8 protein-coding genes are annotated in these 14,367 nt (G+C 64.6%); 6 read left to right on the forward strand and 2 right to left on the reverse strand.

What is annotated here, in order from left to right; translation table 11 throughout:
- The first annotated feature begins 13 nt into the window (after positions 1–13).
- The 3 genes from pafA to O3303_RS16910 all read left to right on the forward strand — a co-directional run bounded on the left by pafA (position 14) and on the right by O3303_RS16910 (position 3,547).
- Complete coding sequence (gene pafA / locus O3303_RS16900; RefSeq protein ID WP_269559549.1) at positions 14–1,720, forward strand: alkaline phosphatase PafA; 1,707 nt, start codon at positions 14–16, stop codon at positions 1,718–1,720.
- A 186-nt stretch (positions 1,721–1,906) separates the two neighbouring features.
- Positions 1,907–2,491, forward strand: a complete 585-nt coding sequence (locus tag O3303_RS16905) for an inorganic diphosphatase (protein ID WP_269559550.1) — start codon at positions 1,907–1,909, stop codon at positions 2,489–2,491.
- Between the two features lie 159 nt (positions 2,492–2,650).
- On the forward strand, positions 2,651–3,547 hold the full coding sequence (locus tag O3303_RS16910) for a UbiA prenyltransferase family protein (protein ID WP_269559551.1): 897 nt from the start codon (positions 2,651–2,653) through the stop codon (positions 3,545–3,547).
- A 108-nt stretch (positions 3,548–3,655) separates the two neighbouring features.
- Here O3303_RS16910 and O3303_RS16915 read toward each other — a convergent pair whose 3' ends face one another.
- Positions 3,656–5,176 (reverse strand): NAD(P)H-hydrate dehydratase, encoded by a 1,521-nt coding sequence (locus O3303_RS16915; protein ID WP_269559552.1) that lies wholly within the window; start codon positions 5,174–5,176, stop codon positions 3,656–3,658.
- Between the two features lie 39 nt (positions 5,177–5,215).
- On the opposite strand from O3303_RS16915, the gene O3303_RS16920 reads away from it, so the two are divergent.
- The 3 genes from O3303_RS16920 (at position 5,216) to sdaAA (ending at position 7,685) form a co-directional block, all read left to right on the forward strand.
- A complete protein-coding gene (locus O3303_RS16920; RefSeq protein WP_269559553.1) occupies positions 5,216–6,025 on the forward strand; it encodes a M949_RS01915 family surface polysaccharide biosynthesis protein in 810 nt (269 codons plus the stop codon).
- Between the two features lie 87 nt (positions 6,026–6,112).
- Positions 6,113–6,592 carry a peptide-methionine (R)-S-oxide reductase MsrB gene (msrB, locus tag O3303_RS16925; RefSeq protein WP_269559554.1) on the forward strand — a complete coding sequence of 160 codons (480 nt, stop codon included), beginning with the start codon at positions 6,113–6,115 and terminating at the stop codon, positions 6,590–6,592.
- 190 nt (positions 6,593–6,782) lie between these two features.
- Entirely contained in the window at positions 6,783–7,685 is a 903-nt protein-coding gene (sdaAA, locus tag O3303_RS16930) for an L-serine ammonia-lyase, iron-sulfur-dependent, subunit alpha (RefSeq protein WP_269559555.1), read from the forward strand.
- Between the two features lie 122 nt (positions 7,686–7,807).
- On the opposite strand, the gene O3303_RS16935 is transcribed toward sdaAA, so the two are convergent.
- Positions 7,808–13,936 carry a T9SS type A sorting domain-containing protein gene (locus tag O3303_RS16935; protein ID WP_269559556.1) on the reverse strand — a complete coding sequence of 2,043 codons (6,129 nt, stop codon included), beginning with the start codon at positions 13,934–13,936 and terminating at the stop codon, positions 7,808–7,810.
- Between the last annotated feature and the right edge of the window lie 431 nt (positions 13,937–14,367).

The raw sequence follows: 14,367 nt of genomic DNA on the forward strand, positions 1-14,367 counted from the left end.
ACTGCTTTCCGATTTGAAAAAGAGCCTGTTATTGTTGCTGGCCGCCACGCTGGCGGGGTCTGCCTTCGGGCAGAAGAAGTCTACGGCGCTGGCCCGGCCCAAGCTGGTCGTGGGCGTGGTCGTGGACCAGATGCGCTACGACTACCTCTACCGCTACTGGAGCAAGTACGGCCGCGGTGGCTTCCGCCGGCTGCTGGGCGAAGGCTTCAGCTACGAAAACACCCACTACAACTACGTGCCCACCTACACCGGCCCGGGCCACGCCAGCATCTACACCGGCACCACGCCCTCGTTTCACGGCATTGTGGGCAATAACTGGTTTGAGCGCGAAACCGGCCGCGGCACTTATGTGACCGAAGACAAGACTGTGCAGCCGGTAGGCGGCACGGCCGCCGCCGGGCAGCAGAGCCCGCGCCATATGCTCACGAGCACCATCACCGACGAGTTGCGGCTGGCCACCAACTTCCAGAGCAAGGTGATTGGCGTCTGCATTAAAGACCGGGGCTCCATTCTGCCGGCCGGCCACGCCGCCAACGGCGCCTATTGGTACGACGGCACCAACGGGGCCTTCATCACCAGCACCTTCTACCAGAACACACTGCCCGAGTGGGTGGCGAAGTTCAACGCCGAAAACCGCGCCGCCAAGTACCTGGATAAGCCCTGGGAAACGCTGCTGCCCATCGGGCAGTACACCGAAAGCTCGCCCGACGATGTGGCCTGGGAGGCGACGTTTAAGGGTGAAGCCAAGCCGGTGTTTCCGCACAACCTGCCGCAGCTGAGCGGCGCGCTGCCCGCCCCGGTGCAGGGCGCGCTGGCCGCCACCGGCGAGAAGCCTCAGCCGGCCCGTAACCTCGACCTGATCCGGAGCACGCCCTTCGGCAACTCGCTCACGCTGGACTTTGCCTTGGAAGCCGTGCGCGCCGAGCAGCTGGGCCAGCGCGGCCAGACCGATTTTCTGGCCCTCAGCTTCAGCAGCACCGACTACGTGGGGCACCAGTTCGGGGTGAATGCCATTGAAACCGAAGATACCTACCTGCGCCTCGACCAGGATATTGCCCGCCTGCTTGACTACCTCGACCGCACCGTGGGCAAAGGCCAGGCGCTGGTGTTCCTCTCCGCCGACCACGCCGCCGCGCACTCGCCCGGCTTCCTCGCCGACCACCACCTGCCCGGCGGTTCGGTGGGGCCCAAGCTCATGCAGGATTCTATCCAGCAGCAGCTGGTGCGCCGGCACGGGGCCGGGCAGTGGGTGCTCGATTACGAAAATCAGCAGGTATACCTCAACCGCCCGCTTATTGCCGAAAAGAAGTTGAGCCTGCGCGTGGTGCAGGACGAAGTGGTGGACATTGCCAGCCAGCTGGCCGGCGTCAACCGCGCCATCACGGCCGACGATTTGCAGAAGTCGCACTGGGAAAGCGGCATGCTCATGTACCTCGAAAACGGCTTCTACCCCAAGCGCAGCGGCGACGTGATGGTGGTGCTGCAGCCCGGCTGGCTGGAGTCGTATAGCTACCCCGTGAGCAAGGGCACCACCCACGGCTCGCTCAACAACTACGACACCCACGTGCCGCTGGTGTTCTGGGGCTGGCACGTGAAGCACGGCGAGTCGAGCCACCCCGCCAAAATCACCGATATTGCATCTACCCTGGCCAGCTGGCTCCACATTCAGGAGCCCGACGGCAACACCGGCACGCCGCTGCAGGCCGTGCTGGGCCGGTAGGGGCGCGTTGTACGCGCCCGCCCGGCATCAGCACTGTGGCGGCTCACTCTGTCCGCGCAAACAGAATCTTTTGTCACCCAAGCTTTTTTCAGCCGCTTACGTACTGCACTCGTCCTGTATCCGGCCGCTTTTCGTTTTAATTTCTCACACCAGCTGGGCGCGTGCAACGCGCCCCTACAACTGAATATGGCTCATTTTAATCCCTGGCACGATGTGGAGCGCGGCGACGACGCCCCAAAGGTGGTAAACGGCATCATCGAAATTCCAAAAGGCTCCAAAGGCAAGTACGAGCTGGACAAAACCAGCGGCCTGCTGAAGCTGGACCGGGTGCTGTTCTCGGCTGTGCACTATCCGGCCGCCTACGGCTTCATCCCGAAAACCTACTGCGACGACAACGACCCGCTGGATATTCTGGTGCTGTGCTCGGTGGATATCGTGCCCATGTGCCTGGTGGAGGCCAAGGTTATCGGCGTGATGCAGATGATTGACGGCGACGAGGAAGACGACAAAATCATTGCGGTGGCCGCCCACGATATTTCCGTGAACCACTTCAACGACATTGCCGACCTGCCCCCGCATACACTCAACGAAATGCAGCGCTTCTTCGAGGACTACAAAGCCCTGGAGCACAAGCATGTAAGCGTGGAGCGTTTCATGGGCCGCGAAGATGCCTACCGCATCATCGAGCAAAGCATCAAGCTCTACAACGAAACCTTCCCGAACGGCTCTGCCACCGAGCAGACCACCAAATCTACGGGCGTGGAGCTGTAAGCTCCGTTGCGCCTGGCACCTGCAAAACCCTCTTTTCCGGCTGTAGCGCCGGAGAAGAGGGTTTTTGTTTGGGGCTGCCGGCTGCTCTGCGGCCTCCGGACTGCGCTGGCCGTACCTTTGGGCGGCAGCCTGGTTCCGGTTGTTCTGGCTTTTGCGCCTATGCCTACCTCATCTGCCCCTTCCACCGGCCCTGTTGCGCCAGCCGCGCTTTTGCGCCGCGCCGCCGATGCCGTCCTCTACAGCAGCACGTGGCTGGCGCTGGCCGCGCTCGGCCTCACCTGGGCTACTTTTCTGGCCTGGCAGGTCGCTATGCTGCCGCGCCTGGGGCTGCTCATTTTTGCGGCCACGCTCTTTCTCTACAACATTGACAGCGTGCTGCCCTACAAGTTCCGGCAGCAGCAGCAGCTGTCGGGGCGCAAGCGCTGGATGCTGGCGCATCGGCGGTCCATGCTGGTATTAGCCCTGGGGGCGCTGGCCGTGGCGGGCGGGTTGTTTCTGGCGGATGGCTGGCAGCGCCTGACTTGGTTTCTGAGCCATCTGACGGCTATTTCGCTGCTCTACTCGCTGCCACTGCTGCAGTGGCGGGGCCGCTGGTGGGCCCTGCGCGACCTGCCGCTGCTCAAAGTCTTCCTCATTGCCTACGTGTGGGCCGCCGTGACGGTGTGGGTGCCGGCCCTGGCCCTGGGCCGCGAGCCGGCGGCCCCGCCCGTGCTGCTGGTCTTTGCCCAACGCTTCCTGTTTATTCTGGCCCTGGCGTTTGTCTTCGACATCCGCGACTACACCAAAGACCGCCTGATGGGCACCCGTACGTTCCCTGGCGTGTTCGGCGTGCAGGCCACCAAATACGTGGCGCTGGCGGCGCTGGTGCTGGCCAACCTGCTGCCGCCGGTGCCGCCTTCGGTGGCTCAGCTGGTGGTGTTAAGCGCGCCCTCAGTGGCCGGCGCTGCCCTCATCTGGCACGCCCACGAGTCCCGCCCCGACTATTACTTTGCCCTCTTCACCGACGGCGTGATGCTGCTCCAGTTTCTGGCCGTGTATGTAGCGGCTGGTCTGTAACGCGAAGCTCCTGCTTCCGCGGACGAGTGCAGCGAGTATCCGGTGCCGCACCGCTCGCATCAACGCGAATTACTCGCTGAACTCGTCTGCGGAAGCAGGAGCTTCATACTACAGGTCGCCTTCCAGCTCGCGCAACGCCGGCCCGATAAACCGCACCAGGTCGCCGGCTATCAGGCCCGGCTCGCCGGATTCGGCGGCGGCCAGGTCGCCGGCGCGGCCGTGGGCATATACGCCCAGCAGCGCCGCATCCAGGGGCGAAAGGCGCTGGTCGGCGCGCAGGGCCAGCAGCAGGCCGGTCAGCACGTCGCCGCTGCCGCCGGTGGCCATGCCGGGGTTGCCGGTGCTATTGAAGTATACCGGGCCGTCGGGGGTGCCCAGCGCCGTGTACGCGCCTTTGAGCACGCAGTAGCAGCGGTGCTCCCGGCAGAAGGCGCGTAACTGGTCCAGGCGGTGGTAGTCGTCGAGGGCCGGCTCGCCCACCAGCCGTTCGAACTCCTTGGGGTGAGGAGTGAGCAGCGTATTGGGCGGCAGCTTCTGAAGCAGCTCACGGTGCGTGCCTAGTAAGTTGAGGGCATCGGCATCCAGCACCAGCGCTCGCCGGCTTCCTACCTGTTGGAGCAACAGCCGCAGCACTTCCGCCGTGGATTCCTCCTGGCCCAGCCCGGGGCCCATGCCCACGGCAGCGTACGGGTGCAACTCGGGTAGCTCGGTCACGAAGTCAGAGGCCGGGTCGGGGAGGGCCATGGCCTCGGGTACGGCCGTTTGCAGGATGGTGTAGCCCACGCCCGGCGTCCGGATCGTGAGCAACCCCACGCCACCGCGCAGGCAGGCCTGCGCCGCCAGCACGGCCGCGCCCAGCTTACCGTAGCTGCCGGCCAGCAGCAGCGCGTGCCCGAAAGTGCCTTTGTGTGAAAACCGCGCCCGCTGCGGCAGCCGGCCCGCCAGTAAAGCGGCATCCACGAAGTAGTTATCCACAGTTGTGTTGTGGATAAACGGCTGATCCAGCCCGATGGGCAGTACCGTCCACTCGCCCACAAACTCCGCGTTGCGCGGCAGCAGAAACGCCAGTTTCGGCAGCTCGAAGCTGAGCGTGTGGTGGGCGCGCACGATGGCCGAGCTGGCAGGCTGGGGCGCGTCGGCGAGCAGGCCCGAGGGTATATCCACGGCTACCACCGTAGCCGCCGACTGGTTCAGATGCTTCACGACGGTAGCTGGCAAACCTTCCAGCGTCCGCGTAAGCCCGGTCCCGAACAGCGCATCCAGCACCAGCGCGCCGGCCGGCAGCGGCGGCAGACGGCGGGCGCTCAGTTCCTGGCAGCGGATGGCTTCGGGCAGTTGCTGCTGGTTGTGCAGGAAATCGGCAGAGTGCTTTTCGGCCGGCAGCAGCCAGACCTGTGGCGCGTAGCCGGCCGTGTGCAGCTGCCGCGCCACGGCCAGCCCGTCGCCGCCGTCGTTGCCAGGCCCGCAGAACACGTGGATTTCGGTGCTGAACGCTGGCTGCAGCTGGTCGAGCAGCCAGTTGGTGCAGGCCGTGGCCGCGCGCTCCATCAGCTCCACCGAGCTGATGCGCTGGGCTTGCGTGGTGGCCTGGTCGAGGGCGCGGGTCTGGGCGGCGGTGAGGAGTTTCATACAATGCCTATACTTACAACCGGCTTTCTCCGATACAGTATGCGTCAACTTCTCTGGCTGGCGGCGGTAGCTCTGGCTGCTTGCTCCACCGATCCGAGTACATCAGCTCCCGACAATGACGCTGCAGGCAGCTCGCCCGATTCAATCGTGAAGCTGCCTGCTGCCACAATGGCCGCAGCCTTCGATTCGGCCACCGTAATCAGTCTGCCACCTACGCAACTGCCAGCCGGAGTACCGCGTCTGCCTGGCCAGGTGCTGGAGCTGAAACAATGGACGGATATTAATGGCCGGAACCTACTGGTCGTCACGCGTACTCCGGCGCGCACGTTACCCGCTCGTCCTGATGACCCCAACGAAACGAAGTCGGTGAGCCTGTATGCTCGCCAGTTTGTGCAGCGTGCCGAAAGCTGGCAGGAGCTCTGGCGGCTGCAGGATGCCGTGGAGCGGTGTGCGTTCGATACCTGGCTGGGTCCAGTGCCCGGGGCCATGTCCATTACCGACCTGGATGCTGATGGCCAGACAGAAACCACTTTGCTGTATCGGCTAGTCTGCCGTAGCGACGTGAGCCCGGCCCAGCAAAAGCTGATTCTACGTGAAGGAGCTGCCAAGTACGCCCTGCGCGGCTATTCAGTGGTGCAGTACGATGCTGTGCCAGCCGCCCAACGGGTGCCGCCCACAGCCTGCTGCCTGGATACGATTCCCCCGGCCCGACTGGAGGTGCGTTATGAACTGCTGGACGGACGCTATGAAACCGAACGGGAATTTCGGTTGGCCCCTGCTGCTTTTCTGCGTTTTGCCCGGCAGCAGTGGCGGCGTTGGTCGGTGGAGGAAGAGGTTGAGCAACTGTAAAAACCCAGCCGGAAAACTTCCCAGCCTGCTGGTGCGTTTGCTATCAGGGCGGTTTTCCGCTCTATCCCCCGATCAACACTTCGCGATATGCAAACCTGGAATGATGTAATCCGGCTGGCCAACCACGGCAGCCCCACCCCGCCCCGGCGGGTAGAAAAGACCGATGCTGAGTGGCGGCAGCAGCTCACCGCCGAGCAGTACCACGTTACGCGGGAGCACGGCACCGAGCGCGCCTTTACCGGCGAATACTGCGAAGCCCACGAGTCTGGCCTCTACGCCTGCGTGTGCTGCGGTACTCCGCTCTACGACTCGCGCACCAAGTTCGAGAGCGGCACCGGCTGGCCCAGCTTCACGCAGCCCGTCGACGAAAGCGCCATTCGCTACAAGAAAGACACCAGCTACGGCATGACCCGCGTGGAAGTGCTCTGCAACGTCTGCGACGCCCACCAGGGCCACGTATTCCCCGACGGCCCTCCTCCCGGTGGCCTGCGCCTGTGCATCAACTCGGCCAGCGTGAAGCTGGTGAGTGAGGCCAAAGAAGCCACCAAAACCGACTCAGCGGCTTAAAAGCCACCGCCGCCGGTTCGCCTACAGAATCGCCACCAGCCGCCGGGTTGGTGGCGATTCTGCGTTTGGTAGTGAAAGGCAGAAAAACTCCCGACTTTCGCACCCTGGTTTGCCCCGCTGCGTTCTGGTATTTCCAGTCAGCGGTTTGCTGATGCTGATCTGATTTCTTTCCTTCATTTCCCACCCCCTCATGTCGCTGCTTTTCACTGATTTTGCCTCCTGGCGCGCGCACTGCGCCGCCACCGGTGAGCCCCTCTACCAACCCGTGCTGGCCTACGAAATCGAGCAGAAAGGCCGCACGGAAGACCAGATCTGGGACGGCCTGCAACGGGCCTACGACGTGATGCGCGACGCCGTGCAGACTGGCCTTACCCAGGACATGACCTCGCGCTCGGGCATGATCAACAACGGCGCGAAGAAGATTGCGGCCTCGCCGGTCACGGTCCTGTCGCCGGAGTTCAAGCAGCTCGTTACGCGGGCTATGGGCGCCAAGGAGGTGAACTCCTGCATGGGCCGGGTGGTGGCCGCGCCCACCGCCGGGGCCTCGGGCATCCTGCCCGGCGTACTCGTGACGTTGCAGGAGCTGCATAAGCTCTCCGACCGCCAGATTCTGGAAGGCCTGCTGGTGGCGGCCGGCGTAGCGCTCATCATCGAGCAGAATGCCTCGCTCGCGGGGGCCGTGGGCGGCTGCCAGGCCGAAACCGGCTCGGCGGCGGCTATGGGCAGCGGGGCCATCGTCTACTGCCTGGGTGGCACCGTCGACCAGACGTTTGCGGCCGTAGCCGTCACCATTCAGTGCATGCTGGGCCTCATCTGCGACCCGGTGGCGGGGCTGGTGGAAGTGCCCTGCGTGGTGCGCAATGCCTCGGCGGCCGCCATTGCCTTCAGCTCCGCCCAGATTGCCATTGCCGGCATCGACCCCGTTATTCCCGTAGACCAGTGCGTGGCGGCGCTCGGCGAAGTGGGCCAGAGCATGGAAACCCGCTACAAGGAAACCGCCCTCGGTGGCCTCGCCAACACACCCCGCGGCCGCGAAATCGAGAAGATGGTGCTGGTGCAGGACGTCCATATTCTGCCCGACGAAGGCGAATAAAAGCGGGTAGGATGACAGCAGACCTACCAACGGCTGGCCGGTAGCTATTATCAAGAGATGCCACAAAAAAAGGGCCTTCCCAACCGGAAAGGCCCTTTTCGTTCCGTCTATAAACTTCAGGTTTACTGCTTGGTGATGCGGCGCATATCGAGCCCGCCCTCGGTGCGGGCGCGCAGGATGTAGACGCCAGCCGGCAGCTGGCGCAAATCCAGGGTGGCGGTCTGCACGCCGGGCTGGCCCGACAGCGTACGCTCCAGCACCTGCTGGCCTACGGCGTTGTAAACGCGCAATTCCGTGGCCTTGGTGTAGCCGCGCAGCTCCACGCTGACGTTGCCGTCAGGAGTGGGGTTAGGGTACACGCTTAGGGCCGAGCCGGCCAGCGGCTTCACGCTGCTGTTGACGAGCAGCGGGGCCGAGGGCAGCGAGGCGCAGCCCGTGGCAGCGTTGGTCACGACTACCGTGTACTGGCCAAACTGGGCCGTGGTGTTCACCACGTAGGTTGGGTTGGTAGCACCGGCAATCAGCGTGCCGTTGAGGTACCACTGGTTGCCCGTAGCGCTGGAGCTGGTGAGCGTGGTGGTGGCTCCGTTATAAACCGGTGCCACCGTCGGCTGGGCTGGCCGGGCGTTGATGGTCACGCTGAACGTAGCCGTGGTAGCGGCGCAGGCCCCCGAAGCCGCCACCGTGTTAGTCACGATGTAGGTGCCGGCTGCCGAGGTACCCAGAGTAATGACGCCGGTAGTGGCGTTCAGGCTCAGGCCGGCCGGGGCGCTGAACGTGCCGGCCGTGGCGCCGGAGGCGAGGGTAGGCGCAGCCGTGCCGGTGGCGCCCACGCAGTAGGCGGCGTTGGCGTAGCTGAATGTAGCTACTGGGGCGGCCGTAATCGTTACGCTGAACGTGGACGTGGCCGCCGCGCAGCCGCCGGATGCCGCTACCGTATTGGTCACGGTGTAAGTGCCGGGCGTACTGGTCGAAGGCGTGATGGCGCCTGTGGTGGCGTTAATGGTCAGGCCCGTAGTCGAGCTGAACGTGCCAGCCGTGGCGCCGGTGGCCAACGTAGCGGCTGCGGCGGTAGCCTGCGAGGCGCAGAAGCTGGTGGCAGCATAGCTGAAGCCGGCCGTGGCCGGGGCCGTGATGGTCACGCTGAACGTGGCGGAGGCGGGGCAGGCGGTGCCTGCCGTGTATGTCACGGTGTACGTGCCGGGCGTCGAGGCCGTCAGGCTGATGGTGCCCGTCGTGGCATCAAGGCTCAGGCCGGTAGGGGCGCTGAACGTGCCGCCGCTGGTGCCCGTCACGGTAGCCACCGGGTTGGTGCCGCTCTGGCAGAACGTGGCGGTGCTGTAGCTGAAGGCAGCCGAAGCGGCCGGCGTAATCGTAACCGACTGCGTGGCCGATACTGCCGGGCAGGCGCCCGAAGCAGTTACGGTGTACGTGACGGTGTAGGTGCCGGGCGTGCTGGTGGCGGGCGTGATGGCGCCCGTCGTGGCATCGAGGATCAGGCCGGTAGGGGCGCTGAACGTGCCGCCCGTAGCCGCGCCGCCGCCGAGAGTGGCCGCCACCGGAGCAGTGGAGCTGGCGCAGATAGTCCCGGCCGGATACGTGAAGGCTACCGTGCGCGGCGTGCTCACGATGCTCAACGGCGTGGCCAACGTGTTATTGGCGGTGTTTTCATCGCCGGCTACGGCCACCGTGGCTGTAAGCGAGTACGTACCGGCCGCCGACAGGTCGGCGGTGCCGACGGGCACGGCCAGTGAGGCTCCGGGGGCCAGCGTGCCGGTGTTCACGGTGGCGGTCAGGGTCTGGGGCGTGGTGCCACCCGTTACGGTAGCCGTGATGGTTGCCGGCGTAGTGGCGAAGTCCAGCGCGGTAGCAGCGTTGTTGCGGATCGTGACAGACACGGCCTCGGCGGCGGAGTAGCAGCCGGCGCCGGCCGTAGGGCCGGTGAGAGCGGCCGTTGCCAGGTCGAGCAGCGCAAACTCGTCGGCCCCGATATCGGGCGTGTTAGCCGAGCGGCTCTGGCCGTCGAAGTCAACCGTGATACCCGCTACGGGTACGCCGGCATTGTTGAGGGCAGGGCTGGTGCTGTGCAGATCCGTGGCCGAGGCAAACTGCGGATCGGCGGTTTTCGAGGTTGCCGGATTGTCCTGGCCAGTTTCGGTGTTGAGGTCGGCCAGGGTGGTACGGGCTATACCTGCCGTCACCAGGCCACCCGTCTGGCCCACTAAAAAGGCAGCGCCGGAGCCCACGAAGAAGTCGTTGTTGGAAGACGTCAGGCCAGCGTAGGCGCCGGTGCTGCTGCTGTAGGCCAGGCCCAGGGCCACGTTTTTGCCGGTGCCCGTGGTCTGGGTGTTGGCCAGCACGTTGTTGCGGATGTCAACGGTAGGTGTGGCGCCGCCAACGGCCAGCGCAAAACCAGGCTGCGCGCCGCCCGTCTGGGTGCCGCTCATGCTCACCGAGTTGAAGGCTACCCGGGTAATCGAGCCGGTGCCGCCGCCCAGGAAGATGCCGGCCCCGAAGTCGCCGGCCGTGCCGTTCGACGAAACGCCAGCCACCATGTTGTTGCTGATAACCGATGTGCCCGACGTAGCCGCTGCCAGCGCAATGCCGGCGGCCGAGTACGTGTTGGTCTGCCGCACGCTGCCCACGTAGTTGCGGTCAATGGTGGCATTGGTTACCTCGTTGCCGGTGTACACGTTATTGGTCAGGCCGGTGAAGCCCAGGTTGATGCCCCACACGTCGGCGGTGGCCGCCGAGTTGATGCCATCCACCGTGTTCTGCGTCACCTGAATACCGTCCTCGAACAGGCCGGTGATACCGTAGCGCCCGATGGCACCGGTACCCGTCACAGTCATGTCGTTCTGAGTGATGATGGTGCCCGTATTTTTCACGGTGGCGCTTGGCCCTACCGAGTAAATGCCAAACGTAGCCCCCGACACGGCATTGTTCTGCACCACGTTGTTGGCGTTGCCAACGGTGTTGGTGGTGGCCGAGAGCATCAGAATACCGGCCTGCGCCGTAGCGCCGCCGCTGCCGCTCACCGCCAGGTTGCGGAACGTGTTGTTGGAGGCGTTGTCGGTGCCGGAGTTGGGCACCGTCAGCACGATGCCGTTGCTGCTGGTGGCGGTGCTGGTGTTGCTCAGCGTCCAGTTGCGGCTGGGACGCGGGTCGGTGCCGGAAATGGTGCCGCCGCTGTTGCCGTCGAGCGTCACGTAGTCGGCCCCAATCAGCGCAATCAGCGCCGTGGCGTTGCTGCCGGTCAGGGTGGTCGTGAGGCCGGTAGTGGGCTTGATGGTGAGCGTATTGGTGGCGGAAGCCGTGGCGTTGTTGGCCAGTAGAATCGGGAACGTCTCAGCCGGTCCGTAGCTGGCATCCAGCAGCAGGAAGGTCACGGGGCCGGCCAGCAGGTTGTTGCTGTAAGCCTGCGTGGCCGCCGTCAGGGTGGCATAAGTGCGGGTGGGGTCCGGCGAGGTGCCCGTGCCCACATAGTACGTGCCGCTCAGCTGGCCCTGAATCAGGAACTGATACACGCTGGCCGGCGGCGTGGTGAACGTGCCGCCCGCGGGGCTGCTGCTCACGTTGGCGTTGGGGCTGGCATCCTGCGCCACCACATAGTACTGAATGGCATCGAAGCCCGTAACGCCGCCCACCAGGGCGTAATCGAAGGTGAACGTGTACACGTCGCCGCTCACGCTGCTGGCCGCCACGCTCTGGTAGGTGCCGCTGCTGCCCTTGCGGAAGAACAGGCGCGGGGCGTTGGCGCCGGTGGCAATGCCGCTGGCATCCACAATCGTGACGGACAGGGTGCGGTTGGCGGTGCTGGTGGTGTTGCTGAGGGGAGTTAGGGTGATGATCGGCACGCTCATGTCAAGCGGCGCAAAAGTGCCCTCGTCGGCCCCGATATCGGGTAGCGTACCACGGGTTTCGCCGTCGTAGTCCAGGGTCAGGCCGCTGATGGCGGCGGCGGCGCTCTCCGCCTGCGTCGGCACGGAAGGGCTCAGATGCAGAAAGCCCGCGGCAGTCCCGGTGGTGCTCACAAACGTCGGGTTTTCCGTCAGCGAGTTCTGCTCGCGCGCGGCCACATAGGTGCGGTAGGCGGCCAGCGTCTGTTGGGCATTGGCCAGCGTGGTGGTGCCTTCGGCGTAAATCAAGTTGGCCGCGCCTGGCGTGCCGGCGTAGTAGATGTTGTTGTTGGTGGTGCCGGCCAGGCTGCTGCCCGGCGCGGCTAAGTAGCGCAGTGCCACCGTAGCGCCGCCCGTGCTGCCCGATGTGGAGTTGTTCACCACCAAGTTGTTGCGCAGGTCAACTACCGGCACCAGCGACGCCGCGTAGATGCCCGACGTGCCGAAAGTAGCCGACGACGATACCGCCGCCAGATACAGCGTGTTGTAGTACAGGTTGACGTTAGTGCCGCTGTTGATGAACACCCCGCACACGGCATTAACGCCGCTGGAAGTCGGGGCCGTCAGGTCGCCGATGAGGTTGTTGCTGGCCGTAATGGCTGTGCCGGTGCTCAGAAACAGGCCGTACACCGTGCCGGCCGTGGCGGCAGCGGAGAGGCCGTAAATCTTGTTGCGCGAAATGCTTACCGCGTTACCGGCAATCGACTGGATGCCGTACACCGTGCCGCCCACCGTCAGGCTCAGGTTGCCGATGACGTTCTGGCTGACGAGCTTGGTGGTGGTGCTGGCCGGGTTGGTTAGGATGCCGTTGATGGCCGAAGTCGACGAGGACGTGCTGCCCTCCACCGTGAGGTTGGTGATGGTGTTGTTGGTCACCGTTTCCGAAGGCGGCGAGCTGAAGTTGTAGTACCCGTTCAGGGTAGAGCTGCTCGTGCCGCTCGACACGATACGGTTGTTGCTGATCGTGTTGCCCGAGGCCGTGACGGCCGCCGTGCCTGCACTGATGCAGAACATGGTGCCGCTAGTGCTGGCCGTCGAGCCGCCCTTGGTATTGCCGCTGAGCTGGTTGTTGAGGATGTTGAGCGTCGTGGGGCTGCTACCCGATATCAGGTAGTGCGCTCCCGAGCCTGGCACCGTGTTGTTGCTGACGGTATTGCCCGAGATATTGACCGTGCCCGCCGTGGCTGAATTGTAGAGGCCGTAGAAAATACCGGTCGTGGCGGTGGCATAGGTGCAGCCCGTCACGGTATTGCCCGTGATGTTCACGGTGTTGGTCGTGCCCGTCGCTCCGATGCCGTTCTCGATGCCCGACAGCTGCGACGTGGTGGCGCCGCTGGCCAGGGTCACGGTGTTGTTGAGGAAGTCGAGGCTGGCGGCCGCCCCGGCATTGCCGTAGATGCCGCGCAGGGTGCTGGTGACGGTGGAAGCCGCCACCGGCGCCGAGGCCGTGGCCGAGGTGTAGTTGAGCGTGCTGTTGACCACGTTGTTGGCCACTTTGTAGCCATTCTGGTAGTTGCCGCCGATGCCCCAGCCCGAAGCCGTGCCGCCGAAGTTGCCGACGGTATTGCCGGCCGCCGCGCCGGCGGGCGTCAGGCCCACCTGGTTGTTCTGGTCGAAGTTGGCCAGCGGCGTAGTGGCACTGCCTGCCGCGAAGTCAATGCCCTTCAGCGCATTGCTCACCACATTACCGTACACCAGGTTGTTGGAGTTGGCGCCGGCCGGGTTGGTGGCCGGCACCGCCGTGGCGCTGCCCGTGCCCGAAGCCAGCCCGGCAATGCCGATGGTGGCGGCATTGGTCTTGTTGAGCGTCACCACGCAGTTGCGGATGATGTTGTTCTGGCAGCCATCCGTGGCCGAGGCCCGGAACAGGCCGTAGCCAAACTCCATCTGCGTGGTCGTGGTGGTGTTGGCGGCGCTTTCCGCAACGTCGAGGCCGTCAAACGTCACGTAGTCGGCCCCCGAAAGCCGGATGAGGCCGTCGGTGGTGGTGCTGGTGCCGGTACCGGCCGTGAGCAGCGGATTGGCCCCGGTTCCGGCTTTCTGGAACACTACCGGGTTGGCAGCCGTGCCGCTCGCCGTCAGCGTGAGGTTGGCGGCCGTTTCGGTGTAGCCGGCCGCTATGTTGATGGTGACCCCGCCCGTCGGGACGCCGTTGGTATTGAGGTCGGTGATGGCCGCCGCCAGCGTGGTGTAGTCGCCCGGCAAGGTGCGCACCACCTGCGCCTGGGCAGCCGAAGCCCCCAGCAACCCCAGCAGAACCAGCATCGGCAGGCGCCGCTGCCAGCGGCCAGGTTGCAGCCCCGGCGCGGGATGATTCCCGCTGGCAGCTGCTGACAGTAAAGATGTAAGCATAGAAAAGGAAAAATGTGTTGAGAAAAACGAGAGGAAAAAAGCGGCTTTTGGGGTGCGCTACCCCGGCTGAAGACAACCGCGCCGGCTGCCGCAGCCGGGAGGGAAACGGCGCCGTCCGGAGCCAGTGGCGTGCCATCGGTGAGTAAGCAATGGCGAAAGGGCGGGCCATTGCTGGCTGCGCAGGATCAGCGGAAGGGGCGTACAATCAAAGCAAAGCGCAGCATGCCGGATAAGTAGAAGAAAGGCCAGATTAGCAACTTACCTCGTTTGTATATGGCTGGGATATACAGAGGAAAGGCCGTGTAAAGTACACCATTCACGTCACTATACAATACTATATCTTCTTCCGGAAATACCAGCCTGGGTTCCCGGAAAAGCAAAAGGGCCCTGGCAGATGCCAGGGCCCTTTGGGGAATGGTGAGGGTGAAACC

The organism is Hymenobacter canadensis (assembly GCF_027359925.1).
Taxonomy (GTDB): Bacteria; Bacteroidota; Bacteroidia; order Cytophagales; family Hymenobacteraceae; genus Hymenobacter; species Hymenobacter canadensis.

Bases quoted from the DNA above. Each gene is read 5' to 3' on its own strand.
- O3303_RS16905 (WP_269559550.1), top strand. From the start codon at position 1,907: ATGGCTCATTTTAATCCCTGGCACGATGTGGAGCGCGGCGACGACGCC.
- sdaAA (WP_269559555.1), top strand. From the start codon at position 6,783: ATGTCGCTGCTTTTCACTGATTTTGCCTCCTGGCGCGCGCACTGCGCC.
- O3303_RS16935 (WP_269559556.1), bottom strand. From the start codon at position 13,936: ATGCTTACATCTTTACTGTCAGCAGCTGCCAGCGGGAATCATCCCGCG.
- O3303_RS16915 (WP_269559552.1), bottom strand. From the start codon at position 5,176: ATGAAACTCCTCACCGCCGCCCAGACCCGCGCCCTCGACCAGGCCACC.
- O3303_RS16910 (WP_269559551.1), top strand. From the start codon at position 2,651: ATGCCTACCTCATCTGCCCCTTCCACCGGCCCTGTTGCGCCAGCCGCG.
- O3303_RS16920 (WP_269559553.1), top strand. From the start codon at position 5,216: ATGCGTCAACTTCTCTGGCTGGCGGCGGTAGCTCTGGCTGCTTGCTCC.
- msrB (WP_269559554.1), top strand. From the start codon at position 6,113: ATGCAAACCTGGAATGATGTAATCCGGCTGGCCAACCACGGCAGCCCC.